Source organism: Lentibacillus sp. Marseille-P4043 (assembly GCF_900258515.1).
Classification (GTDB): Bacteria; Bacillota; Bacilli; order Bacillales; family Amphibacillaceae; genus Lentibacillus_C.
Genome location: NZ_LT984884.1, coordinates 1,581,436 through 1,606,487 on the forward strand (window position 1 = coordinate 1,581,436; position 25,052 = coordinate 1,606,487).

A 25,052-nucleotide genomic window follows, 5' to 3' on the forward strand; every position below is an offset into this window, starting at 1 on the left:
TATATCCTTTTAACGGGAAGGGGGAAAAGGATGGATCTGGCTTTTATTTTAACTACATTCCTTATTGGTTTTATTGGATCATTTTTTTCAGGAATGCTTGGTATTGGCGGTGCCATTATTAATTATCCCATGTTACTTTACATTCCCGTTCTACTTGGATTTACGGGTTTTAATGCTTACGAAACATCAGGTATTGTTGCTGTACAGGTCTTTTTTGCAACATTGTCAGGGATTTTGGTATATCGTAAAGGTGGATATATAAATAAAAGCCTAGTCGTAACAATGGGGGTAAGTATTTTAATTGGTAGTTTTGCTGGCGGTTATGGATCTCATTTCTTAGCGGAAGAAAGCATCAATTTTATTTACGGTATATTAGCTGTCATTGCTGCTGTTATTATGTTTTTACCAAAAAAGAGTGTGGCAAATGCAGATGATGGTAAACTTAACTATAATAAATGGTTAGCTGCAACCCTAGCATTAATTGTTGGAACTGGTGCAGGTATTGTTGGTGCAGGAGGGGCCTTCCTTCTTGTCCCGATTATGTTGGTGGTATTGAAAATTCCAACAAGAGTAACGATAGCCACCTCTTTGGCAATTACTTTCATTTCCTCCATTGGGGCGACAATAGGAAAGATTGCGACTGATCAAGTGCTATTTATTCCTGCACTTGTGATGATTGCGGCTAGCCTTGTAGCTTCACCGATAGGAGCAAAAGTCGGCGAAAGGGTCAACATTAAGTTATTGCAAGGAATATTGGCGTTATTGATTATGGTCACGGCGATAAAAATTTGGTATGATTTTTTAACATAGCTTCTAGTTATTGTTCTACGGGCGTTCAGCATAACTAAGGATAGTGCCTTCTAGCATGTTGGACGTTCTTCACAACAGTCTGGTACATCATTCAACAGCACACTTCTACATATCGTTAAAATACAACACAGACGCTTTGGTGAATGTTGGTAAAGCAGAGGAATTACGACCATAATTTTCTGAAGAGTTTGACGAGTTAATTATTTGACTATAGTATACAGGTGATAACCTTTGTATGTTAGTAAGTTATAGTATTCACTTTGATTTGTAAGCGCTTTTACTATTTGTCAATTGATTTTTTAACGAGGGGGATAATTAATTTATGAAGGGTTTGTTTAATGGATATATCAAAGCATCATTAATACTAAAGATTACAATTGCGCTCATACTTGGAATCATTGCTGGTTTCCTATTAGGGGAGCAAGCGACGGTTTTGGAACCACTTGGAGAGCTTTTATTACGGCTACTTCGATTTTTGATCGTTCCACTTGTATTATTCACTTTAATCGATGGAATGAATCAAACTGAAATAACAAATTTAGGTCGTATGGGTGGAAAAGTCTTTGTCTATTACATTCTATCATCTGCCTTAGCACTAATTGTGGGTCTCGTTGTTGCTAATGTGCTCGATCCTGGCGGTGAAGGATTGTCTTTAGGCGGTGGCAAGGAAATTGAGCCACCAGAAAACTCAGGATTCGTAAGCGCATTTTTAAACATTATTCCGGAAAACATCGTCACAGCTTTTAGTGAGTTGAACCTTTTGGGTATTATATTTACTGCGATGGTGTTCGGGATTGCGATAGCGAAGTTAAGGGATTCCGAACAAAGTCATGCCATAGGAGAACATTTATACCAAACCGTTCGTGGTCTGAATGATATTACATTTAAAGTTATGGAATGGGTTCTCCAATATGTACCAATTGGTATTTTTGCTATTGTTGCTGGGACTGTTGGTGTACAAGGTGTAGATACACTTATATCTTTAGGGAATATGGTGGGTGTCTTGTATATCGGCTTGATTGCAATGATCCTTATTTATGTTGTTCTATTGTTTGTATTTAAAATAGAACTAAGGAACTTTTTTAAACATGCGCGAGAAGCAATGTTAACAGCCTTTACCACCCAAAGTAGCTCAGGCACACTACCGGTTACATTAAAGGCAGCCAACAATATGGGCTTATCAAAAGGTTTATACAGCTTTAGTTTACCCTTAGGGGCAACAATCAACATGGATGGAAACGCTATTCGTATCGCTGTTTCGGTTGTGTTTGCAGCAAATATAATTGGAGATCCTTTAAGCTTAAGCCAAATGGTTGAGGTTGTTGTTGTAGGAACCTTGGCAAGTATTGGTACTGCTGGGGTTCCAGGAGCAGGACTGGTTATTATTGCAACCGTTTTCACCCAAATTGGTTTGCCAATTGAAACCGTTGCCTTGTTAGCTTCAGTGGATGCAATTATTGGAATGGGATGCACGGCAGTTAATGTTACAGGTGACTTAACAGGAACCGCTATTGTAGATAAATCAGAAGGGAAAAGGAAAAGGGTGGTAGAGCACAAGCAATATGTTGATAACCAAGTTATGTAAAGATTAGCAGGAGGCAAGGGGGACGGTTCTTTTAGGGGACAATCGGAAGTTTTGCGTGAAAGAAGGCACGATAAGCGGATATAATCTGCTCATCGTGCCTTCTTCAATTCTATGTAACTACTATCCGCAAAATTTTTGATTGCCCAAGAAGAATGAAGTCTCGGGATTAGTGCGTCCCCCTTGGGGATTCAATCTTTTCCTTTTCCATAAATTTCTGTTTATTACTGTGATTATAAGGCCAAGGAATACGATCGATCCGACGTACTAAGGTATACTATTTTCTCAGGAGATTCTAGGGTCAGACCCCCACTACGTTAGAAAAGCGATTTAAAGGTGTTTGTCTACAATAGAAAATATATGAAAAAATAGTGTTTCATGATATAATTTAGTAAATAGAGAATTAGATTGGAGTCAATGCGTTGTATATAAATTATGACCCTAATCTACCTTTATATCATGGAACTATAGATTTGTACTCTGATAATATTGTAAAACATGGGGTGAAGATATTTCCAAGGAAAAAAGGTGGAGTTGATTTCGGACCTGGATTTTACTTAACAAATAATTTCGAACAAGCCAGTGATTGGGCAAAACGTAGAACGAACAAACCAATATATAATCAAATCCTCGAATTATCTGGAATAACTATTGGTGATTTTCTTGGAATGAAAAAGGATTTTAACCCCGTTGTTCTAAAGTTTAAGATTAAAGACACTTCTAAATGGGAAGAATTAAACTATAAAGTATTTGATAACGAGGGTTCTGATTGGAAACAGTTTGTTTGGAATATGCGCTAAGCTAAGCAAAGTTCTATACAACATAAAGATTGGATTTATGGACCTGTCGCTGATGGCGGTTTATTATCAGTGAATTATGAGGAGATAAAAGCATATAATAATAAAGATCAGCTAGCAGTATTAACAAATGAAGCTGCTCGATATTTACAACTTTTGGAGGTGATAAAATGTTAAATACAAACAAAGCAACCGAGCTTCGTAATGAGATTGACTTAATGGTTCAGCATATATCTAAGGAATTAATAAATGAGTTTGGAAAAAGTAAAGAGGAAGCAATGGAAATAATTAAAGAATCAGAAGTAGAAGAATCTTTAGTTAAAGATAAACTAGGATTTCATGAATCTCCATATAATTGGGCAATTAGCATACTAACTGATCAAAATGATGTTGAAGCTTTGCAAAAACATTTTTACCATTAAGGAAAGGAATTACAACAAGAAAAATAGTTGTTAATTCCTTTCCTTTTATTTTCTGTAATTACAATAGTGGTATTGGAGTCAGACCCCCACCGCAATAAAGCACTAAAGCAAGTACTATTGCAGAATTTGATTTGAAATTTATTTTACTTTTACCAAAATTTTATTTTACCATTGTTTTTCATACCGGAAATTGCTTTTTTTGTTAGCAGAAATTGAACTTCTTTATCTTTCCTTTCGTTACATTATAATTTCTGCAAAAAATATTGCGAACAAACGCTCTTGACTTCTTTTTTCTTTTATCCTATCTTATTTATAATCGATTAAGAAAAGAGGGGAAAAAAGATGGCTACGATTGTAACGAGTATTGGGTTAAAGGGAATGGAAGGGTATCTTGTCCAAGTGGAGGTACAATTGCTTCCAGGTGTAGAGGGTGTGAACATTGTTGGACTTCCAGATGCTTCTGTGAAGGAGAATCAAAGGATAGGGTGATGGTTGCATTGTATACTAATGACTGTCAGATTCTGAATAAGAAAATAATTATCAATCTTTCTCCAGCTGAACAGAAGAAAAACAGTCCTATTTTTGATTTGGCGATGGCGACTGGGATTATGAAAGAGGCGAAGGAATTCAAGGATTCAATTCCTGATCATGCTGCTTTTCTGGGGGTTTTATCGCTGGATGGGTCGATTAAGGCTGTGAATGGGATGCTTCCGGCGATCATTGCAGCAAAACGGCAAGGTGTTCGTATTCTCTATTTGCCTCGAATGGACAACTTTCCAATTCAGCAGATAAAGGGGATGGAAATCCGTATTGTCGAAACACTCCAGGAGGTTATTGAATCATTTTCCGGTCAGCTAACTGCATTTTCACTTCCGATGAAACCCACCTTAGAATCTTCAACAGCAAAAACTCCAACCTACGATAAAGATTTTCAGCATATAATTGGTCACAAAGTAGCAAAACGAGCATTGGAAATAGCGGCTGCGGGCGAGCATCACGTCCTTATGGTAGGACCACCCGGCTGTGGAAAAAGCCTTTTGGCAGAAACATTTTCATTGATTCTACCTATCCTAACTCAAGATAGTCAATTTGATGTCATGAGCATATATCAGCTAGCAGGGGTAAGCAACACGGATTTTCAAGTTCCGCCATACCGAGATTCGCACCATTCTGCTTCAGCAGTTTCGCTTATTGGCGGAGGAGCAAATCCAAAGCCTGGGGAAGTGTCATTAGCCCACCACGGGGTTCTTTTTCTCGATGAAATGGCTGAATTCCCCAAACGAACCCTGGACATGCTCAGGCAGCCTTTGGAAACCGGAACTGCCACCATCAGCAGAGCGGCTCAGGCAGTTACCTATCCAGCAACGCTTTCAACTAATTGGTGCGATGAATCCTTGTCCGTGTGGTCATTTAGGATCAAGGCATTCTTATTGTACGTGTACACCGAAAAAAGTCCAGGCATATACGAATCGCGTGTCTGGTCCTATTCAGGATCGAATGGATATTTTATTAAAACTGTATAAGGAACATCTTGACGAATCTTCTTTAAAACAAAATGAAACGTCAGAAGCTATTCGAGAGCGAGTTGAAAGAGCGAGGAAAACTCAATACGAAAGATATGCCAAAGAAGTTTGCAATGCCACTGTTTCCAATGAATTATTACTTGCATTTTCTGTTTTGACTTCAGAACAAGAAAAAATGGTACAAAGGTGGGCAAGCAAATATCACTGGAGCACGAGAGCCCAGATGAGGATTCGCCGCTTGGCAAGAACCATTTCTGACTTAAGCGGAGACGAACAAATTACCAATGAGGCGATTTGGGAGGCTGTGACAATACGGCGCAAGCAAGATACGCAAACAAAGAAAGGGATGGTAAAATAATGGCAAGGAAACAACGCGTGTGGTATCCAGGGCGATGTATCATATCACAAATCGGGGGGGATCGTCGAACTTCTCTCTTCTATGATTCGATTGATCATCAAGCCTATCTGGACATTCTTGAGAAAGCCGTAAATACTATCCCTTCCATCTTCACAGTTACTGCCTCATGACGAACCATCTGCATCTACAGGTGGAAACCATCAATCACCACCCACAGCATATGATGAAAATGATCAATACCCGCTATTCTTTACATTTCAATAAGCGTCGCCGTCTAGTCGGCCATGTATTTCAAGGGCGGTACGGTGCAGAATTGATTGATACGAAGGACCATCAACTAGATGTGAGCCGCTATATTCACCTGAATCCGGTTGAAGCGAACATGGTAGCTAGACCTAATGCTTATTACTGGAGTAGTTATCGGGCGTATGTAACGGAAGAAAAGAATTCGCATGTAACCACTGAAATACTGCTAGGATATTTTTCGGAGCCGGTAAAGAAAAATTATCGGGAATTTGTGGAGGAGAGCTAAAAGGGTAACGGAAAACGAAGTGTGGCTATGGGGCTAGTTTCCATAGCCACATTACGATTAGCCATGAAACCAACCTGTTTTCACATTAACGACAACAATATATATTTCTGCTCCATCTTTTTCTCTATAAACCTCTAGCAATCCCTCATTATTTTCATTAACTTTATATTCCTTATATCTAATATTATCCTTAGAGTCCACATAACCTAGTTCTACTATTTTGTTCTCAAATTTTTCTTTCACTCCCGGAGCCCATTCATATGGATCAGCTTCCGAGTAATATTTATCAGCACGAATACATTCTTCTATTGTATAAGCTTCACTATTTATACAGGTTTCCCACTCGTCTGGGCTCATATATTTTGGCTCATATTCTTCACCAGAATCCTTTTTGGAACCTTTATCAATGGCTTCAGATTTACTTTTGTCTCCTTCTCTATTTTCTCTATTCATTTTCTTAACGTCCTGTTCTACGTTTCTACCGGCTTGTATAATGCCTACACGAATTTGACTTGCAATGACTGCCTGACCAATACTGTTTTGTCTCCCCGTAATTTTGTTATCATTGCTCAACAAGGTTATTAAAGAATCGTATTCAGAATAATGATTCTCAGCAATTAATTCCCCGAACTTTATTTCGGCCTGAGAGACTTCATAATCCAGGTCTTGTAAAATTTCTTCTAACTCATTGATTCTATGCTGATTTTTTCCTAAATTCTTTATTATATTGCGGGATATTGTCGAATAGCGCTTTGCATATTTTTTCCACATTTGTTCTTTCATAGCATAATCTGTGTTTTTTGGTGCTCTGAGGTTCATAATAATATCACTGGCATTTAATATGATTTTCACATTCTTTTTAATATCATCAATAATGGCGGATTCCCTTCCAATTGATTCCTTTGAATAAATACTGGAACCTGCCAGGGTGGATTGTATATCAGAGGAAGATTTTTCGATAGCTGTTAAAGGAATAATTAGGCTGACAACGTATTTCTGTGTAACATGATCCACTTCTTTAAGTTTATCATCGTATTTTTTTCTATCCCGTTGAATATTTTGATTATCTTTTGTCGTGTCAGAGTCCTTTTGTTTAGATTTTTTCTGTAAACTAGCTGTGATCGACTCTTTTTTTAATCCAATAGTTTTTATAATCTCTTTTTCTAGATTAATGGATGCCTTAACGGGATTAGCATATTCTGGATTATTTTCAATCGTCTTTTTTTTCAAGTCGTCATTAAAGAAGTCTATTTGTTTAAGGAAGTATAAAGACATAATGTCGTCTTTAAGTTGACTTTCCTTCTCAGTTAATACTGCATCTTGTAATGTGCCCACTTGTCAAGACACAAAAATCGATTTTTTAAGATAAAGTCTCCTTCCTAAAAGTCTAATCTCCCCGACGCTTTAACGGCCACTTTTTTTCCAAGTCTTAAGGTTTGCTGAAGCCCACCACCCTTGACCTTGTTTATGCCATGGTAGTTCTCTTGTGGCGGATGGGAAAAATTCAGCCTTTACGGCTCCTACCCGCACAGCCAGCGTACCATGGCCAATCACTTCCTAAGTTCCGCTGGCGGGGCCCCGACCCCTTCCAGCGATCACTAAGGGGTGGCACGGCGGTCAAGGGCAAGCAGCTTCGCTGTGGTTAATCGCTCCTTCCATAATGTATATTGGCCGGTGTTTTTTCTCCTAAAGCTTGATGTGGCCTACTCCAGTTGTAATGATGCATGTAGAGCTTCGTCATTTGTTTTAATTCCAACACCGTCTCCGGGTATAGTAAGTAAAGCCTTTCCCATTTGTAACTTCGGAAATAACGCTTCGTTCTGGCATTGTCTTTTGCGCGTCCTCTACCATCCATGCTGATTTTTATGGATTCATAGCTTTTGATGCAATTGATATAATCTTTGGATGTGAATTGACTTCCTTGATCACTGTTGATGATCTCGGGCATTCCATGTGCCTGAATAGCCTTCTCTACTGTACGAACAATAAAATCGGTCTGCATTGTGTTGCTTAAAGACCACCCCACGATAAATCTTGAATACCAGTCTATAATAATCACAAGGTACATAAAGCCTGCTGGAGTGCCACAATACGTAATATCAATACCCCAAACCTGATTTCGGTGGGTAATGCTTGTACCCCGAAGCAGGTAAGGGTACGTTCGTGCCTGCAAATCCCGCTTGCTCAGATTCGGTCCGGGATAGAACGCGGTTATACCCATTTCTCGCATATAACGACGTGTCCGCTTGATTCCTATATTGGTAAAGCCTAGTTTTCTTAACTCATTTCGGATTCTTCGGCAGCCATATGCAGGTTCATTAAGGTGTATTCGATCAATGGCATTTTTGATGTTGATTTCCTCTTGACTTGGCTGGTGCACCTTGATTTCATAGTAAGCACTTGCCCTAGACAAGTTTAATAGTTTACACTGGTGCTTAACTGTTAACTCCTTACTATCAAAGTCTATTAGTGCTCTTTTCTCCTCCAATCTGAGACCTGTTGTTGTTTTTTTTTCAGCCAATTCATGTCCACGGTCAACTGTCCAATTTGATTAATTAACTCCTCCTTTTCCGCCTCGTGCTCCTGCTTAAGTTTTTCTAATTCCGTGGATTTTTTGTCAAAGACAGCAGGCATGTTATTCAGAAACTCCGTCTTCCACCTGCTAATAAGTTGTGGGCTTACTTCATATTTTTGAGCGATTTCATTAAGAGTACTTTCTTCTCTCAATATTTCTAAAACAACCTTTGCTTTTTCCGCTGAACTATATCTTCTTCGTTTTTTACTCATAGCACTAGTATTATCTTATTTTTTCATTTTTAGTGTCTAAACCCACGGATACATTATATCTTTACCGTCTTCTTTTCTCTTTCTATCTTCCCAAGCCACTTCCAATAGATCAGAGTCTTTAAATATATCACCCTCGAAATCAATTAATTCACCGTTATCATCAACAAATTTACCGTCATATTTTTTTACCCTTTTTTCATATAATTCATAGCTCTTTACAAAATCGTTATAATACTCCTTAGAAAAACCTTCTGGTATGTTGCTATTATGACAGCCGCTAAATATAAAAATTAAAATTAACAATAATATATATTTTTTTAATTTCAATTTCTCAACCCCCCCCGATGTCCTTTTGTGCAGTTTCAACACTTTGGATAGTATCAAAAGTGTTTTTGCAGTTGCTGTTGCGCGTCCATCTTAAAAAGTATTTACCATGATTATAATTTATGAGTAACGGATAAGATCCTAATTTTGGCAAGTCATTTTGTTTATTTTCGTTCTTAACGGTAGACATGGTTTCTTTTTTATATATGTTGTGTAAATCAGTGTCTTTAATATTGGTTTCCCAGGTTGAATGCTTACTTGATTATCTTTCAAAACTTAATAAAATGGTGCAAAAGTCAAGATAAAGGAAATAGCTGAATTTCCGATTTATAGTTCAATCTCCAATTCACAACATTCCTAATTCCACTTTAACATAATTTATTCAACGATATGGCTTGATCGCAAATACGTATGGATTTTAACTTTAACCAACCATAAGATATGGTGGTAATTGCCTATCATTTACTGGTACACTTCTTGTCATCCAGTGGTAGGTAAAAAGGTATAGCTACAAACTGATAGGGTCAACCCTTTACTAAGTTAATATCCCACTTTTTTTAAAAAACTAGCTAACTTTTAATCTTCCTATGAAAATACAATTTTGCTAGGGGGGTAATGGGGGAAAATTGAATTTTGGGTACCCTTTTTATAATGAAAATTTGAATTTCACGTCAAATGTGCGAAGTTAGCCTGGATGAACATTTTTTACTTTTGTAATAGGCTAAGGCTAGTCGCGGGGTGGCTGCTAGATTGTTTGATTTAATAGGGTTCATTCCTTGGCTGAGAATGGAATGGGAGGAGAGAACAAATGGATAAGAAAAAGAGTTTTGAATTTGAGGAGATTTTTGAACAGAACAAGCGGAGGATTCATTACCACATTCATAAATTAAACATTCGTGATCCGCACAGGGAATATTTTCAGGAAGGGCTTTGTGCGTTGTGGAATGCTTGCGAAATCATCAACCAGATAAAGGCCCAATGGCTACATACTTCAACTTCACGATTCGTAAACGTTTAATTGACTTAATCCGCAAACAAACAAGGGATAACGACCACACGCAAGAGGCAATCTCCGAGCAAAAGACCCAACTAGATAATGGCAACCACTTACGTCGCAAGGAAGTGACCTATCCGGTAGTGAATTTTTCCGACTTACCAATAAACGACCCATATCTATGGAGGAACCTGAAATCAGAGCTTACTGAAAATCAATGGAAGTGGGTTCGGTTTTACATCATAGACGATATGGCTGTGAAGGATATTGCCATACAGGAAAACACGACCGTTGATGCAGTGAAAAGTTGGGGGAGGCAGGTTCGTGCTATATTAAGGAATGCAGAATTTCGTAAACGTGTCTCCTGGGATGTTTAAGCAGCAAAAAATGCGTGTCTTTGTTTAAGGACACGCATTATCTATCACATATTTAATTAAATGGAGGAAGTTAGTATGAATTACATAAAAGAATTGAATGCATTTTATCATCAAATCACATTTAACCCTGTAACAGGATCAGCAGTTGCACTATGGAATACGTTGATGCATTTCAACAATTTATGCGGCTGGAAGAAGGAATTTTCCGTGGCTGCTTCCATAATTCAAGTAAAATCTGGTATCAAAGAAAGTTCTTTTAAACGGGCAAGGACTGAACTTCAGGAAAAAGGATTTATCAATTTCCAATCAAGGGGAAGAAATCAAGCGGGTATTTATGAAATGATCTCGCAAGTCCCAAATCACGAGCATGGTCACGGTTTTGTTGAATCCGCTTGCGAACAATCTGACGACTGCATCATGACCAACAATGCGGACCATTGCGCGAGCGGCAATAAGATGCAGGATGAGCGTATGGCCCTTGAGGCTGACCGAGGTATGGACGAGAGTGTGGACCATAGTTTGAACCACAGTATGGACCGGAGTATGAACCACACTGTGGCCCCATTAATTAAACATAAACATAAACAAAACGAAACAAAACAAAAAGAAATAATTATTACAGACGCGATCCGATTTTACCAAGAAAATTTCGGTGACTTAAGTTCGTTTGTTTCCGACGATATGCTGAACTGGATAGACGATGTTGGCGATTCCTTGGTTATTGCTGCGATGGAACGGGCGTTGGAGAAAAATAAAGCGAATTGGGGTTATGTCAAGGGGATCTTGCAAGCATGGGCTAAGAAAGGGATCACGACTGTCGAGGAAGCAGAGGCTGATGAAGTAGCATTTAGAATGCAGCAAAGGCAAAAGCAGTTTCAAGTTCAAGGCCATGGGGCGAGTAATGAGGTTGTACCGGATTGGTTTGAAGAGTGGGAACGGAAGCAAATGGTTGACGACCTAAAAAAACGTGAACCTGAGCCGGTGGATATGGAGGCAGAGAAGGCGGAGTTTGAGCGGGTGATCGCGAAGTTTAGGAGGGATTAGTATGGGGTGGGACATGGGGGACAGGTTAGTTGTCCCGCTCTGTATCCTTCGTCATACGTGGGTTTCGCTGTGGGACAACTAACCTGTCCCTGTGTCCCGATTCCGGAATTTTAATCTGAAAAAGAATATGTAAAAGTTGTGGATTCCGTTGGTGTTGGTAGTCAATTAAGTGAATCTAGCGTAAAGTCGGAACAAGCGAATTTTGTTAGGATGGCTGTCATTAATGCAGATTAAGTTTTTTATCCATTTTTAAACCTAACATTAATACCCTGCTTTTCCATATCTCTAGAAATTTGATCTCTAATATGAGAATGCTCATTAATATACCAAGTATTTTTTAGATGATCAATAGTTTCTAAACGGAGCTTTTCTAAACTGTTTTTTTCTTGGTCAATACGGGTTTGATAATAAATATGCATAAAGAAAAAGACTGTTGTTGTTAAAAGCCATAATAGATGGTATGCATTACCGAAAAAATCAACTGTTATAATGAGGATATTTTCATTCGGATGATTTCGGATAAAAAGAAATGCATAAACAGCTAACAGGGAACCGGAAATAATTGTTACTTTTAAGTTAAAGTTACGGTTATCAGTTAAGGATTTTTTATTATTATTTATTAATTGGAGCTTGTCGAGCATAGTATCGTCTGAAACATTTTCCCTCCATGAAGCCATAAGCTTTTCACCTCTGGCTTATATATATGAAATTGCTAATAGATTTAGTACTGTATCTTTTTTCTAGGGTGCCTGTCACTTCCCGAAATATGTCGAACGAAGGTTATCATCCGTTTTCATGGAAAGGAGCCACCCGGATGTGAAGTGGGACATGGGGACAGGTCCCTCGTCCGGAGCAGCCGTCAAGGCTGAAAATCTAATGGAGTGAAAGTCTCCTGTCATCAATTGATCGGTTCGGATGACTAGTATATCCAATGCGTGGGGAGGTAACAAACCACGTTCTGCTTGGAAGTAAAAGTCACTGCGGCTCAACTCTACTCAGAGAGGGTGAGAATCGGAACAGTTAGAGTGGCGAGCAAATCTAGAGGCCAAAAGGCTTTAACGAATACTGCAGCTCCGAAATACCTGCCCTTTTTTATACTGTTATAAAGGGAGAATGTGAAGCGCCGACCTAGTGGACGAGTGGGGAAGGCCGATGTTCTATGGGAAGAAACGGTCAAGTGCACCATAGAAGCAGCCGGAGTAGGGGTTTTGGCATCTAGAGAAAGATTTTCAGAGATAACGACGGGAAAGTCCTACTTCCAGCTGGGGTGACAACAACCAGCAAAGACCGACCATATAAGTTACAACCGAAAGTGGTATGGAGGATTTAGGATTGACGCATGAGGTCGTAGTAGCGAGGAGGAAAGGGTAATGCCTTTCTAAGTATACGGAAGTAAACTTCTACAATGGTAACACCAAAGTAGGTGAAGGACCTCTGGGCACTTGGGGCGCCAGTAATCTAGAATGAAATAAAGTCGGGACACAGAGTCTGGCTCAATTCTTGATTCAAGGCTAGCGCATAAGTAAACCTATTTAGTTATGGGGGAATATGGGTGTCATCATTTAATCCTAAGGCAAATAGGGAAGGCTTATGTGGCGATAGTAACTCAGGGTCAGAACCGGACTCGGGAAATCCGACCGTCCGGGATCGTACGGGGGCTACAGGAAACGTGATTCTTAGGAATGCGCGCACCTGCTTTCTACCCGACCGCGCGCCAAGCCATACACCAAGCCAAAATCACCTGGGACACCTAACCTGTCCCCGCGTCCCATTATTAGGAAGACCTGTTGACATTTTCCACCTGTTCCAGGAAATATCTCCAAGCTGCTGCATCCGTTTGTTCTTCTGGAGTCATACCGCTAAATGGTTTATTTCCAAGAGTCTTATCATATTCTCCCCCATATTTGCCTTCATACATCGCCAATTGAGTTACCAAGAATTCTAGCTCATTACTATTATTTAGATTTCCATCATTTTCTGCCTCGTTATACATTTCAACTACATCTTTTACAAACATAATTTCCCCAGAAGGTGCTTTATACTTTGTGTTAGCAGATATTCGAGCCTGTTTGTTCCGTTCTTTTCTTTCAACCCCGATAAATCGACCTTTGTTAATCCAATTATTTATCGTTGTAATGGAAACGCCAAAAAACTTGGCAAGTTGCCCTGTAGTATAAGTAGGCGAATGCTCTGTTTCTTCTGCTGCAATTGTAGCCATATGTTCGAGAATTTGAGCGAAACGTTCCTTTAATTCTTTTGAATCTTTAAAAATACTTTCATCTAAGTTATCTAGCCTTAGACCACTTATATTTGTTTTCTCTAAATAGTTAACTAAAACTTTAAAAAGAAGAATATTACTATTACCGTGGACTTGCTTTAAAAGTGAATCTGCAATAGAATCTTTTTGTCTGTTAAACTCATGTAATTCATATGCAGTTAGCATATACATCTCCTCCCACCTCCTATACTACATTAACTAAAACCTAACTACAAGCATTTTAAACAAAACTGCAACATAACTACAAGGATATATTAACTAATATCATTATTATTCCTCTTTTCGGGTTTTATACATATTTATTAACTACGTTTCATTTTAGTTATTATTTTTCTCTAGTGTAAAGCGTGGGACATGGGGACAGGTTTCATGTCCCGCGCGCTAAGCCATACACCAAACCAAAGTCACCTGGTACACCTAACCTGTCCCTATGTCCCGTTTTAAATCAAAATAAGTTATAATAGTAAAAAACGACTATCATAAAGGGGATTATTATGTGTAAGCCTAATATTTTTAAATTTGCGACGGGTGAGTTATCACAGGATGCTTTCATTTGCTGGAGTTTGGCCTGGGGACAGCAAAGTGAGGATAGGCAGATGCGGCAATTTGGTTTGTCCCTATTAAATATGATGCTGGGAAAACATGGTAGGAATGTTGAGGATCTTGATCGTATAACAATTGTTGATGTGAAAAATCAAGTTGATTCGATTGATGTTCTTGTAAAATTTAGGATAGATGAGAAGGAATTTGAACTTATTATTGAAGATAAGGTGAACACCATGATGCACTCCGATCAAATAAAGCGCTATTTTGATGATCGAATAAAACAAAGTCCTGACAAGATTATATTAGGAATATATTATAAATCCGGTTTTATATTTGCTGATGAAGAAGATAAATTAGATGCATTACGAGATAATCACTATCCTGTGAAAAGTCTCGATAAAGAATCAATCCTTAATTGGATGAGTCAACACGTAGAGCTAACGAATAGTGATATCTTTCATAATTACTACGGTTACATGAAGGAAAAGTTTGATAGCGAACAAGCGACACTACAAAATATTCACAGCTCTAATTTCAAGAACGTAGAGGAAAGTTTGAAAACTCAAGTAGGACAGTTTACAGCTATTAAGTCTATTTTTGGTAATATACCTGTAAATAGGGGAAATAGTTCTGGAAAGCCGTGGGTACACTATGCATTTAAAAATGGCAATCGTTACGGAACCCTTCCAGATCGTTTATTTTATCGAATGGATAAAAGGAAAAACGGATTCTATATTTCGCTTCGTCAATACAGGAATTTAAAAAAAGATGGCAGACAAAAGGATACAGCATATACTAATGAGCAATTGCGGCATGCTAAATTGGAACGTCTATGTAAATTGCGACAGATTTTTGATGAGGTTCTAGCGGAAATAGAGAAGGACTTTCCAGATAGATACATAGAATCAGGTAAACGAACGACTGATCGCAGGGGAAATAATGAGTCTGAAGTTGGTGTGTTTTATTTTACGGAAGAAAACACAGTGCATCGATTCGGTCAATTTTTTGAGATTTTCCATAACCGTTTTTGTGATCGAGTTGATGAAGTCTTTGGTACGCAGGGATTAAAGAGGATGGAAAGTGTCCGAAATTAATCATGAACTGCAGGGGTCAGACCCGGGTCAGACCCTCATTACGTTAGGGATTATTTTCACACGCTACCTTTTCCCCTCTTTTCGGGGTTTGAACTATTGTGACCGCTCCATGTTCCAGCATGGGCGGTCTTTATTATTATATGCACTTACAATTGTTTCTATTTTTACTTCTTAACTGGGTCAGCCCCCCCCACCACACGCTCATCCTAAGCTTTAGGTAAAGGGCTATAGTTTATGCTTCTACTTACTTTTATTATACAATAAATCATGAAAAATTAATTTTTGGGGGTCATATCATGTGCCTGCCCTTTTAACCCTGCAGAAAATGCATGCAAATTCACACGTCATTTTTAGTTTGTCGTTAGAAAATATGAGTCATTAAATGCAAATGAAAGCATTTCTTCAAATAAATCTTGTGGATACATGAAGTATAGATGGATCTTGTTCTTCGTTGTTATTATTATTATTATGTATAAAGTCAGCATCTAAGGTAGCAAAAAAATCAGCGCTATGTATTTTAGCTACCGCTAAATGAAGTGCATCGTTTACTTCTAAATTACGTTCCTTCATTAATTCCTGTGCGAAGAAATAAGCATCTTCATCAGATGTAATGATTCTTGTTTCAATACCGAATAAATCACTTAATTCATTCAGCATCTTGTTAAAAGTGTTTAGTGTGTAATCATAGTAATGGGATAGACCGCTATGATCTCTATATGTCTCTTTATACTGTTTAATAATGTCTTTAATTGGGATGAAAACCTGTTCGGAACGACGTAATTTTTCTAACTCCCGATTCCCAACCAATCCTATTAGCTTGCTAGCAACATTAGAATCACCTAATATTTCTTCTTCTTGTTGGTCTAGCTTTTGGTTCAAATGAAATTTACGGTAAGCGGTGTAAATTACATTGTAAAAATTACCTATAAAGAGGTGATGTACTACTTCTGAGAAAACATGATTACTAATTAACATGTTCTCAACTTTATCATTTTGCATTTTTGACAAAACTTTTTCTACTAATTCCCCATCCTCGTCACCATTTGCGTCTAGAAAAGCCAATAAAAAACAAGCATCAACGTATATGGATGCTTGTTCAAAAGAAACGTAATTAAGATCCTCTAATCTAATTATTCCGTCAGTCAAAATTATTACTTGCTCCTTCTATATAATTGAAGAAGGGAATGACCAGGTGCGGTTTTTACTGCAAGAGATTTTCTGAGTTCTGAAATGGATTGAGGTTTCTTTGCATCACTTTTACGCTTTTGATCTGTCTTGGGGAGCGTTTCAATAGTTGACATATCAATCACTCCAAAGGTTTTATTGCTTTTATTATATCTATTATCCATTTCTTTGTCCATTTTTAATTCACCTCAATATTCCATTTTTATAAATATATTGATTGTTAACGAAAAAAGAACTCCTTATATTAATTTCGCAAGTAAGTTTGTAAATAAAAACGCCATCATACAGGAACCTTTACTATTAATATTCCCAGGAAAAGTAAAAGTAAAACTCTGGGTGAATACATGAACTGCAGGGGTCAGTCCCTATAGCGATCGTGGTCGCGTAATTCAGTGGGACATGGGTGGGACATGGGGACAGGTTCCTTGTCCCACGCGCCAAGCCATATATCAAGCCAAAATTGCCTGGGACACCTAACCTGTCCCCATGTCCCGTCCGTGGCATTTGAGATCTAGTATAAAGGGCGAATGAAAACGCGTACCTCATTAACCGCACCAAACTTATACGCACCCCCTTCAAATATGTTAAACTAAGTTTAATAACTAATGCCATCGACTAAGAAGGGGATATTCACATGCCATTGAATTTGAAATATGATCAAGGTCGTATTCGAAAATACCATTATTTTATGTTGCTAAGCCTCATTCAAAAACATAAAAAAATCTCTAGATCCCAGCTTGCTCAATTAACGAAAATGAGTAATACAAGTGTGGGAAAAATAATCAAGGAGCTTATTAATGACGAACTAGTTGTTGAAGTCGGACAGACTGAGGGAGAGGTGGGAAGACGCGCGACACTCTTGGAAATAAATCCAACTGGGTCGTTTATCGTTGGTGTAGAACTTGATAAGAGTGGTATTCAAATAGCAGTTGTTACTTTAACAGGGGAAGTTATTGAAAAAAGGCAACTAGCTTTTGATATAGATAAATCTGCCTACAATATACTAGGTGAACTTGCAGAGGAAATCTTAAGATTACTGGACCAGGTGGGGGTTGATATCAAGGAAAAAATCATAGCGATTGGTGTAAGTATCCCTGGACTTATTACATGGCCGGAGGGAAGAGTGTTACGGGTTCCGCAATTTCATTGGGATAATATTGATGTTAAGGCTTATTTGGAAAGAAAGCTGGATTATGTAGTATATGTGGATAATCATGTCAGAACGGTTCTTTTAGCGGAGAATTTATATGGAAGTATGAAAGATTTCAATGATTCCGTTTGTATTTATGTTGGTAGTGGGGTTGGCGGTGCAGCGATGTTGAATGGTGAAATTTTACGTGGACATCGCAATATGCTAGGAGAAATCGGCCATATGACATTAGATCCTCAAGGAGTGATGTGTGATTGTGGAAGGCTTGGATGTTTACAGACGTTTGTTTGTTCATCGGAAATAGAAAAGCAGGTACAACAACCAATACAAGAGGTGTTTGCCGCATTTGAAAGGCAGGAGGATTGGGCGATAAGGATAATTAGCCGAGCACGGACTTATCTTGGGCTGGCTATTTCAAACGTCATTTGTATTTATAATCCTGAGGCAGTGTTACTTGCAGGACCCATGATACAAGAATTCCCTTCTCTAGTTCAAGATGTGGCTGTAGAATCAGATAAGTACGTTTGGAACCCTTTTAAAGACTCTTTTCATTTAATTTATCCTGAAATTGGTAAAGACAGTGGAGTGATTGGTGCCAGTGCACTTGTACTTAATGAATTTTTAAGGTTTTCCAATGATGAGATTTAATGAAAATGTTGAGGATATGGGTAAGTGCCTACTTTAACCTAATTGTTAAACATCATTCAATAAATATTCATGGCAAGAATCTGTTTGCAAGCGTGCTTTTTAAAAACAGAATGCAAGTTATTTGTAATGATAAAAATCTAGTGCTATGTATTGCGTCTTCATTAAGTAGGTGCTATACTTTAATCAATTATTAAATTAAGTTTAACAATTAATTGGATGGATACAATAATCACGTATTTTTGTGGTGTCTTAATCAATGTTTTTTTATCAATAAATAAACTTAGTTTAACTATAGTCAATGAAAATATATTAAAACAAAGGTGGGGTAATGATGGAAATTATTCAAACTAAAGATTATCAAGCATTGTCTCAAAAAGCATTCGATGTTCTTGCTGATACTATTAAACAAAATGAAAACGCTGTAGTCAATACTACTACGGGTGCCAGTTATGATGGTCTATTTGATTTGCTTGTCCAAGCAATCAATAACGATGAATTACCTATTGAAAATACTGTCATGATGAATCTGGATGAATACATAGCCGATAGAGATAAGAAGTTCACTGTTCATACCTATATGCGTGAAAAGTTATATGATTTAATCAAAAAACAGCCAAAGGTAATAGAATTACTTGATGGTAGTCTTGCAGATTTAGATTCGGAAATAGAACGATATAATAAGGTTCTTAAAGAATATCCACGCGATTTACAGATTCTGGGGTTAGGAGTGAATGGTCACCTGGGAGCTAATGAACCGGGAACACCATTTGAATCTCGACTATTTCTTGCGGATAGTGATGAATCAACCATTCAGAGCACCATGGGATACCAAAATCTAACACGAGACGAAGCACCAACGCAAATGCTGACACTAGGTTTGGCAGATATGATGGATGCTAAAAAAATTCTGCTTGTAGCTTCAGGAACAAGAAAAGCAGAAGCTGTCAAAGCGACAATTGAAGGTCCAATTAATGAAGATTGCCCGGCTTCTATTTTGAGAACCCATCCGAATGCAATCTTTATCATTGACGATGCAGCGGCATCTCTTCTTGATAAAAAATATTAATCGATTGGGTTTATTTTTTGGATAATAGGATTACTCCCAAAAAGGAATGCCAGAGATGTTCCTTTTTGGGCTTTTCCTAACTAGGAAGGGGAAGTTTTTTCTGTGGAAGATTTGATTATTGGATTGGATATTGGTGGGACCTCGACGAAAGCAGGGCTGCTAAATGTGAGTGGTGAAGTGATTCATAAGTGGGAAATCCCAACAGATAAAAAAGATCATGGTAGCCGTATCGTTGAATATATATGGGAGTCTATTACGGAAGCATTAAAGGAGTTACAGATAGAAAATCAAATTTTAGGTATCGGAGTGGGTGCACCAGGCTTCGTTGATAAAGAAACAGGTATGGTCTACGAGGCTGTTAATATAGGTTGGAAGAATTTCGATTTGGGTAATAGGCTAAAGAATTTGTCCAATTTACCGGTCTTTATTGAAAACGATGCCAATTTGGCTGCATTGGGTGAAAACAAAAAAGGAAGCGGTAGCAATGCGAAAGATCTTATAGCAATTACACTGGGTACAGGAGTTGGCAGCGGAATTATTGCAAACGGTGAAATATTAAGTGGAATGAATGGGACAGCAGCAGAGATCGGCCATATCATTGCCGACCCTAATGGTTATCCATGTAATTGCGGAAGGACAGGTTGTTTGGATACAATTGCTTCGGCAACAGGGATTGTTCATCAAGCAATGGATTATATTACAGAAAACCCGGATAGCCCATTAGCTTTATACTATAGAATGCATGGAGCACTGGATGCTAGGGATGTGTTTGAATTGGCAAGGGAAGGTGACAAGGCCAGTGAACATATCATTGATCATACAACAGATGTTCTCGGTTTTATGGTAGCGAGTGCAGCGACTATCATCAATCCTTCTACTATTATCGTTGGTGGCGGGCTTTCAAAGGCTGGAAATCTATTGCTTTCTAAAATAACTCATTATTTTAGAAAATATGCTTTGCCAAGGATTAGTGAGAACTGTGAAATAAAGCTTGCTCAATTGGGAAATGATGCAGGGATGATAGGTGCAGCTTATTTGGTCAAAAGTGGACTGAATCAAGTACTAGCTTGAATTTATGAAATTTGCCATAAATGAAAGCGATTAATTTTTTGATAATGAAAGCGGTTTAAACTTTGTACCAGAAATTAAGGGAGTGAATGAATTGGGTCTAGCCGTTAGGGAAGAAAATGCAAAATTGCCGAAGTTAACTCTAAAGGAAAAGATAAGCTATGGATATGGGGATGTTGCTTCCAACTTTGTTTGGGGAATGGTCAACAGTTATTTACTATTTTTTTACACCGATGTCTTTGGAATAACTGCTGCCGCTGCAGGGACACTATTTTTGATCACGCGTATTTTTGATGCAGTGAATGATCCATTGATGGGGATCATTGTTGATAAAACAAAAAGCAAACATGGAAAAACAAGACCATATTTATTATATATTGCGGTTCCATTTGGTATATTGAGTGTCATCACTTTTATTACTCCTGACCTGTCTATGACTGGAAAGGTAATTTATGCCTATATCACCTATGGACTGCTTGGTATTGTTTATACGATGATTAATATTCCATATGGTGCGCTTATGCCACTGATGTCAAGGAATTCTAAAGAAAAAGGTGAATTGAATAGTTACCGAGCTATTGGAAGATCTGTAGGTGCGATTATTGTGGCCTCCCTTACTTTACCGCTTGTGAATTATTTAGGAGGGGGTAATCAACAGCTTGGATTTCCAATAGTAATGGGAATCTATTCTGTAATCGGTATCATTTTCTTTTGGTTGACATTTAAGAATTGTCATGAAAGGGTAGTGACTCCGAAAGAGCAAAAGAATACTGAAATCAAAAAGTCGCTTACCCAAATGTTTAAGAATAAATACTGGCTTCTCGTATCTGCCAATTCATTCCTTTGGTTCGTCAGGATGGGAATCATGAATGGTGTGCTCATTTACTACGTTAAATACGTATTGGAGCAACCAGGCATGGCACCGTTTTATTTGACACTATTGAATATAGCAAATTTAGTGGGTGGGTTTTTTGCTTTATCCATTTTACGTAAATATAGTAGTCGTAATTCAAGTATGCTCATGTTCACCATAGCTGTTGTTTTACTTGCTTCTCTATTCCTTGTTGAAGGACAATCAATGATCTTGTTTTCTATTATTTTCTTTGTAGCTAATGTATTGATTGGTTATGGTGACCCAGCTACATTGACTATGTTAGGGGATACAATCGACTATCAAGAATGGAAGTTTGGTACTCGCCCAGAAGGCTTGCTCGTATCGAGTTATAGTTTTTCGACAAAGTTTGGGGTTGCGATAGGTTCGAGTTTACTCGGCTATGCGCTTAGCTGGGCAGGTTATGATCCGTCGGCTGTTACAGAAGGTGCCAAAACGATGATCCGCACCTTGATGCTTAGCTTGCCAATAGTGTTGACCGTTTTGCAAGTAATTATCTTGTATTTCTATAAATTGGATAAGCATCACGCAGATATTGTCAAAGATTTAAATTATTAGTGCATGGGGGAATTTACAATGAAAATTATTACTGGTTGTTTATATCATGAAACAAATACATTTAATTCATTTCCTACATCTGTAGAAGATTTTGTTCTGGTTGAGGGAAATGAAGTGGAAAAACGTCTTGCCAGCACAGAAGTATTTAAAGATAATGGGGTGGAAATTGTACCAAGCATCTACGCAACCGCATTGTCATCAGGTACCGTGAAAAAGGAAGCGTACAGATATTTTGCTGATAAATTCTTATCTGTTCTTGAAAAAAATAAGGATATCGATGGTATTTGGTTACATTTGCATGGTTCAATGGTTGTTGAAGAGATTGGTTCTGGGGAATTGGCATTATTGAAAGAAATCAGAGCATGTATCGGATATGATATTCCAATTTCGTTAACACTGGACATCCATGGTAACCTAGCGGAGGATTTCCACCAATATGTCAACATTGTATATTCGTATCGTACAGTACCACATGTGGATCAACCGGAAGTGGAACGTATTTCAGCCCAGCTATTAGTAAATGCAATTAAAAACAATGCCAAGATTAGACCATCATTTAAGGGCTTACCAATGATTATTCCTGGTGAAAAAGCTGTTGCTGCAAGTGAACCTCTACGTTCGATACTTGATAAGTTGAAAGAATTAGAACAAAGAAAAGGGATTATCAGCGCCAACTTTTTCATTTGCCACGCATGGAATGACACGGAAAATACAAGATCCTCCATCTTTGTAGTCCCCGAATCCGAGGAGTATAAAGGGCTTGCTGATGAAGTTACGGAAGAATTGGCGAACTATGTATACGATAGGCGCCATGAATTCGAATTTAACGCAACGGTTCTTGAGCCGCAAGAAGCTATCGAACAGGCGCTTGATGAACCATCCAAGCCTGTCTTCATTTCTGATTCAGGGGATAACTCAACTGCCGGTGCACCGGGGATGAGTACCTTGCTATTAGAATCGTTGAAAGATAGAGATTTGCAGGATAAGAAAGTATTGATTTCTGCTATTTATGATCCGGATGCCTTCCATCAGTTGAATTCACATGAAGTGGGAGATCAAGTAGCTATCAAAGTTGGGACGAATATTGACAAATATAGTACGCCTGTTGAATTGGAAGGAACACTTAAAGCAAAAGGGGACCTGCTTGGATACTTGAATGCAACGAATGATAAAGTAGGGGAAACATGCACGCTGTCTATTGGAAACTTGGATGTGATTATTGCAAACCGTGGTGATTCGTTTATCACGATTAACCATTTCACCCGTGCAGGTGTCGATGTTAACGATTATGATGTGATTGTAGTCAAACAAGGCTATCTATTTGATGAGTTAAGTGCCATTTCCAAATTGGATATTCTTGCAATGACACCTGGTGCGACTTATCAGCGGATTGAGAAAATTGAGTATGAGAATATTCCTAGGCCTATCTTTCCGATGGATATGGAATAAACTTTAACGAGACTAATTTGTGTCCATATATTTTTAAGTATGAAATTAAAGATGGAACTAATAATCGAAAAATTGAGTTAAGATTTGATGAAGAGAACTTTTGTCATCTTTTGGGATTAGAAAGTATTGTAATCAGAAGTGGAAAAGTCTTTATTCAAAGATAAAATGGGTTTTCATGAATCTTCATATAACTGGGCAATAAGCATATTGACTGATCATGATGATATTGAAGCATTAGAAAAATATTTGTATCATTAGGAAAGGAAGTAAAAGCAAATTATTGTTTTTGCTTCCTTATTTTGTAAATAGGGGTTTGTGCTGGTCAGATCCCCCACCATAAAGAAATAGATAGTAAAGCAGAAATTAAAAGAAGTTATAAAGAGTACAAAATCACTGTATATGAAATTGGTAAATTGTTGGATGGGATAAATGATTGAATGGCGTTGGGTGATCATATTTGTCAGCAAATAAATGAGCGGCAGCTGGTGTATAATTCTAACTACTAATCTATCCTACAAATGGTATAATAGTCATAGAAATTTTAAAAAACTAAGGAATGCTAATATGGAACAAAAGCGATCAAATAAACAAAAGAAGCCAAGACGTCTTTGGCTGAAAATAAGCCTGGCTGTAATTTTCGTACTAGTGCTTGGTGTTGGAACATACGCATATTCGATTTACCACAATGCTAAAGAAACGGTCAATGAGAAGATGCATAAGACAGTTACTTCGATTGATCCAGTTGTTGGAAAGAAGAAAATGAATGAGCAAAAGCCATTGAACATTTTATTGCTTGGTGTTGATAAACGTCCTGGAGATAGCGGACGATCCGATGCACTAATGGTCCTTTCGTTGGATCCGAAACAAAATAAAATGCAGCTAATTAGTATACCTAGGGATACTCGGACAGAAATTGTTGGCAAAGGTACCGTGGACAAGATTAATCATGCCTATGCGTTTGGTGGTACTGATATGTCCATCGCGACGGTTGAGAACCTGCTTGATGTCGAATTGGATTACTATGTCGAAATGAACATGGATGGATTAACGGAAATGGTTGATGCTGTTGGTGGTATTACCGTTAATAACAAACTGGATTGGTACGATGAAGGTTACTATAAAAAGGGATATCATTATAGCCAAGGTGAGATTTCGCTAAATGGACCGAAGACAATGGGATATGTGCGCATGCGTCATTTGGATCCAAACGGTGACTTTGGCCGGACGAAACGCCAGCGCCAGGTTATTCAGGCAATTGTTGATAAAGGAGCAAGTGTTGCATCCGTCACGAAAATAGATAACATGATTGATGTATTGGGTAACAATATGGAAACGAATCTGGATTTTGATGATATGAAAAACTTGTTATTGAATTATAAAGACGTTCGAAATAATGCTGTTAGCTATATGATGAAAGGCAATGGCACGAAAATTGGCGGTATTTATTACTTGCAAGTTCCTGATGAAGAGATAGAGAAAGTTCATGGGATGATAGCGGAGATTAAGTCATAGACTTTTAAGATTGTTAGGCCTGCACATAATGAAATAGGAATGTGTGGGCTTTGTTT

22 protein-coding genes and 2 pseudogenes are annotated in these 25,052 nt (G+C 38.0%); 17 read left to right on the top strand and 7 right to left on the bottom strand.

Annotated elements, in window-relative coordinates:
* Positions 1-30: 30 nt before the first annotated feature.
* From C8270_RS07755 to C8270_RS07780, 6 genes and pseudogenes are all read left to right on the top strand, one after another.
* Positions 31-810: a sulfite exporter TauE/SafE family protein gene (locus tag C8270_RS07755; protein ID WP_106496282.1), complete on the top strand. Its 780-nt coding sequence runs from the start codon at positions 31-33 to the stop codon at positions 808-810.
* Positions 811-1,132: 322 nt separating this feature from the next.
* Positions 1,133-2,395 carry a dicarboxylate/amino acid:cation symporter gene (locus tag C8270_RS07760; protein WP_106496283.1) on the top strand — a complete coding sequence of 421 codons (1,263 nt, stop codon included), beginning with the start codon at positions 1,133-1,135 and terminating at the stop codon, positions 2,393-2,395.
* 419 nt (positions 2,396-2,814) lie between these two features.
* Entirely contained in the window at positions 2,815-3,192 is a 378-nt protein-coding gene (locus C8270_RS07765; protein WP_158701653.1) for a DUF3990 domain-containing protein, read from the top strand.
* Positions 3,193-3,359: 167 nt separating this feature from the next.
* Complete coding sequence (locus tag C8270_RS07770) at positions 3,360-3,611, top strand: hypothetical protein (protein WP_106496285.1); 252 nt, start codon at positions 3,360-3,362, stop codon at positions 3,609-3,611.
* 342 nt (positions 3,612-3,953) lie between these two features.
* Positions 3,954-5,492, top strand: a pseudogene (locus C8270_RS07775) (YifB family Mg chelatase-like AAA ATPase).
* 166 nt (positions 5,493-5,658) lie between these two features.
* Positions 5,659-6,024 carry a hypothetical protein gene (locus C8270_RS07780; protein WP_234028514.1) on the top strand — a complete coding sequence of 122 codons (366 nt, stop codon included), beginning with the start codon at positions 5,659-5,661 and terminating at the stop codon, positions 6,022-6,024.
* Positions 6,025-6,081: 57 nt separating this feature from the next.
* Here the strand turns inward: C8270_RS07780 and C8270_RS07785 are convergent, their stop codons facing one another.
* From C8270_RS07785 to C8270_RS07795, 3 genes and pseudogenes are all read right to left on the bottom strand, one after another.
* Entirely contained in the window at positions 6,082-7,359 is a 1,278-nt protein-coding gene (locus C8270_RS07785; protein ID WP_106496286.1) for a hypothetical protein, read from the bottom strand.
* Positions 7,360-7,666: 307 nt separating this feature from the next.
* A pseudogene (locus C8270_RS07790) lies at positions 7,667-8,811 on the bottom strand (IS3 family transposase).
* A 36-nt stretch (positions 8,812-8,847) separates the two neighbouring features.
* The gene (locus tag C8270_RS07795; protein WP_106496288.1) at positions 8,848-9,138 is read right to left on the bottom strand and encodes a hypothetical protein; all 291 of its coding nucleotides are present in this window, start codon (positions 9,136-9,138) and stop codon (positions 8,848-8,850) included.
* Between the two features lie 805 nt (positions 9,139-9,943).
* On the opposite strand from C8270_RS07795, the gene C8270_RS20440 reads away from it, so the two are divergent.
* The 3 genes from C8270_RS20440 to C8270_RS07805 all read left to right on the top strand — a co-directional run bounded on the left by C8270_RS20440 (position 9,944) and on the right by C8270_RS07805 (position 11,550).
* Positions 9,944-10,153: a hypothetical protein gene (locus C8270_RS20440; protein ID WP_234028515.1), complete on the top strand. Its 210-nt coding sequence runs from the start codon at positions 9,944-9,946 to the stop codon at positions 10,151-10,153.
* Complete coding sequence (locus C8270_RS07800) at positions 10,114-10,506, top strand: hypothetical protein (RefSeq protein WP_234028516.1); 393 nt, start codon at positions 10,114-10,116, stop codon at positions 10,504-10,506. The genes C8270_RS20440 and C8270_RS07800 overlap by 40 nt, the downstream gene beginning before the upstream one ends.
* A 75-nt stretch (positions 10,507-10,581) precedes the next feature.
* Positions 10,582-11,550, top strand: a complete 969-nt coding sequence (locus C8270_RS07805) for a DnaD domain-containing protein (RefSeq protein ID WP_106496289.1) — start codon at positions 10,582-10,584, stop codon at positions 11,548-11,550.
* Between the two features lie 239 nt (positions 11,551-11,789).
* Here the strand turns inward: C8270_RS07805 and C8270_RS07810 are convergent, their stop codons facing one another.
* Together C8270_RS07810 and C8270_RS07815 are read right to left on the bottom strand one after the other, a co-directional pair.
* The gene (locus tag C8270_RS07810; protein WP_106496290.1) at positions 11,790-12,227 is read right to left on the bottom strand and encodes a DUF2663 family protein; all 438 of its coding nucleotides are present in this window, start codon (positions 12,225-12,227) and stop codon (positions 11,790-11,792) included.
* A 1,097-nt stretch (positions 12,228-13,324) separates the two neighbouring features.
* Positions 13,325-13,993 carry a helix-turn-helix domain-containing protein gene (locus C8270_RS07815; RefSeq protein WP_158701654.1) on the bottom strand — a complete coding sequence of 223 codons (669 nt, stop codon included), beginning with the start codon at positions 13,991-13,993 and terminating at the stop codon, positions 13,325-13,327.
* A 329-nt stretch (positions 13,994-14,322) separates the two neighbouring features.
* Between C8270_RS07815 and C8270_RS07820 the strand changes: the two genes are divergently transcribed.
* Positions 14,323-15,468 carry a PD-(D/E)XK nuclease family protein gene (locus C8270_RS07820; RefSeq protein ID WP_106496292.1) on the top strand — a complete coding sequence of 382 codons (1,146 nt, stop codon included), beginning with the start codon at positions 14,323-14,325 and terminating at the stop codon, positions 15,466-15,468.
* A gap of 402 nt (positions 15,469-15,870) precedes the next feature.
* On the opposite strand, the gene C8270_RS20255 is transcribed toward C8270_RS07820, so the two are convergent.
* Together C8270_RS20255 and C8270_RS07830 are read right to left on the bottom strand one after the other, a co-directional pair.
* Positions 15,871-16,530, bottom strand: coding sequence for a type II toxin-antitoxin system VapC family toxin (locus C8270_RS20255; protein ID WP_199794659.1), 660 nt, complete (start codon positions 16,528-16,530; stop codon positions 15,871-15,873).
* Between the two features lie 89 nt (positions 16,531-16,619).
* Entirely contained in the window at positions 16,620-16,829 is a 210-nt protein-coding gene (locus tag C8270_RS07830) for a hypothetical protein (RefSeq protein ID WP_106496293.1), read from the bottom strand.
* 458 nt (positions 16,830-17,287) lie between these two features.
* Between C8270_RS07830 and C8270_RS07835 the strand changes: the two genes are divergently transcribed.
* From C8270_RS07835 to C8270_RS07860, 7 genes are all read left to right on the top strand, one after another.
* Positions 17,288-18,451, top strand: coding sequence for an ROK family transcriptional regulator (locus C8270_RS07835; protein ID WP_106496294.1), 1,164 nt, complete (start codon positions 17,288-17,290; stop codon positions 18,449-18,451).
* A gap of 331 nt (positions 18,452-18,782) precedes the next feature.
* The gene (locus tag C8270_RS07840; protein ID WP_106496295.1) at positions 18,783-19,517 is read left to right on the top strand and encodes a glucosamine-6-phosphate deaminase; all 735 of its coding nucleotides are present in this window, start codon (positions 18,783-18,785) and stop codon (positions 19,515-19,517) included.
* A 102-nt stretch (positions 19,518-19,619) separates the two neighbouring features.
* Positions 19,620-20,588 carry an ROK family glucokinase gene (locus C8270_RS07845; protein ID WP_106496296.1) on the top strand — a complete coding sequence of 323 codons (969 nt, stop codon included), beginning with the start codon at positions 19,620-19,622 and terminating at the stop codon, positions 20,586-20,588.
* A 91-nt stretch (positions 20,589-20,679) separates the two neighbouring features.
* Positions 20,680-22,035, top strand: coding sequence for an MFS transporter (locus tag C8270_RS07850; RefSeq protein WP_158701655.1), 1,356 nt, complete (start codon positions 20,680-20,682; stop codon positions 22,033-22,035).
* 18 nt (positions 22,036-22,053) lie between these two features.
* Complete coding sequence (locus C8270_RS07855) at positions 22,054-23,484, top strand: M81 family metallopeptidase (RefSeq protein ID WP_158701656.1); 1,431 nt, start codon at positions 22,054-22,056, stop codon at positions 23,482-23,484.
* Positions 23,485-23,501: 17 nt separating this feature from the next.
* On the top strand, positions 23,502-23,648 hold the full coding sequence (locus C8270_RS20825; RefSeq protein ID WP_158701657.1) for a PBECR4 domain-containing protein: 147 nt from the start codon (positions 23,502-23,504) through the stop codon (positions 23,646-23,648).
* Between the two features lie 400 nt (positions 23,649-24,048).
* The gene (locus C8270_RS07860; RefSeq protein WP_106496299.1) at positions 24,049-24,996 is read left to right on the top strand and encodes an LCP family glycopolymer transferase; all 948 of its coding nucleotides are present in this window, start codon (positions 24,049-24,051) and stop codon (positions 24,994-24,996) included.
* Positions 24,997-25,052: the final 56 nt, after the last annotated feature.

Coding starts and splice junctions, on each gene's coding strand:
- C8270_RS07755 (WP_106496282.1), top strand. CDS start 31: ATGGATCTGGCTTTTATTTTAACTACATTCCTTATTGGTTTTATTGGA.
- C8270_RS07760 (WP_106496283.1), top strand. CDS start 1,133: ATGAAGGGTTTGTTTAATGGATATATCAAAGCATCATTAATACTAAAG.
- C8270_RS07770 (WP_106496285.1), top strand. CDS start 3,360: ATGTTAAATACAAACAAAGCAACCGAGCTTCGTAATGAGATTGACTTA.
- C8270_RS07780 (WP_234028514.1), top strand. CDS start 5,659: ATGACGAACCATCTGCATCTACAGGTGGAAACCATCAATCACCACCCA.
- C8270_RS20440 (WP_234028515.1), top strand. CDS start 9,944: ATGGATAAGAAAAAGAGTTTTGAATTTGAGGAGATTTTTGAACAGAAC.
- C8270_RS07800 (WP_234028516.1), top strand. CDS start 10,114: ATGGCTACATACTTCAACTTCACGATTCGTAAACGTTTAATTGACTTA.
- C8270_RS07805 (WP_106496289.1), top strand. CDS start 10,582: ATGAATTACATAAAAGAATTGAATGCATTTTATCATCAAATCACATTT.
- C8270_RS07810 (WP_106496290.1), bottom strand. CDS start 12,227: ATGGCTTCATGGAGGGAAAATGTTTCAGACGATACTATGCTCGACAAG.
- C8270_RS07815 (WP_158701654.1), bottom strand. CDS start 13,993: ATGCTAACTGCATATGAATTACATGAGTTTAACAGACAAAAAGATTCT.
- C8270_RS07820 (WP_106496292.1), top strand. CDS start 14,323: ATGTGTAAGCCTAATATTTTTAAATTTGCGACGGGTGAGTTATCACAG.
- C8270_RS07830 (WP_106496293.1), bottom strand. CDS start 16,829: ATGGACAAAGAAATGGATAATAGATATAATAAAAGCAATAAAACCTTT.
- C8270_RS07835 (WP_106496294.1), top strand. CDS start 17,288: ATGCCATTGAATTTGAAATATGATCAAGGTCGTATTCGAAAATACCAT.
- C8270_RS07840 (WP_106496295.1), top strand. CDS start 18,783: ATGGAAATTATTCAAACTAAAGATTATCAAGCATTGTCTCAAAAAGCA.
- C8270_RS07855 (WP_158701656.1), top strand. CDS start 22,054: ATGAAAATTATTACTGGTTGTTTATATCATGAAACAAATACATTTAAT.
- C8270_RS07860 (WP_106496299.1), top strand. CDS start 24,049: ATGGAACAAAAGCGATCAAATAAACAAAAGAAGCCAAGACGTCTTTGG.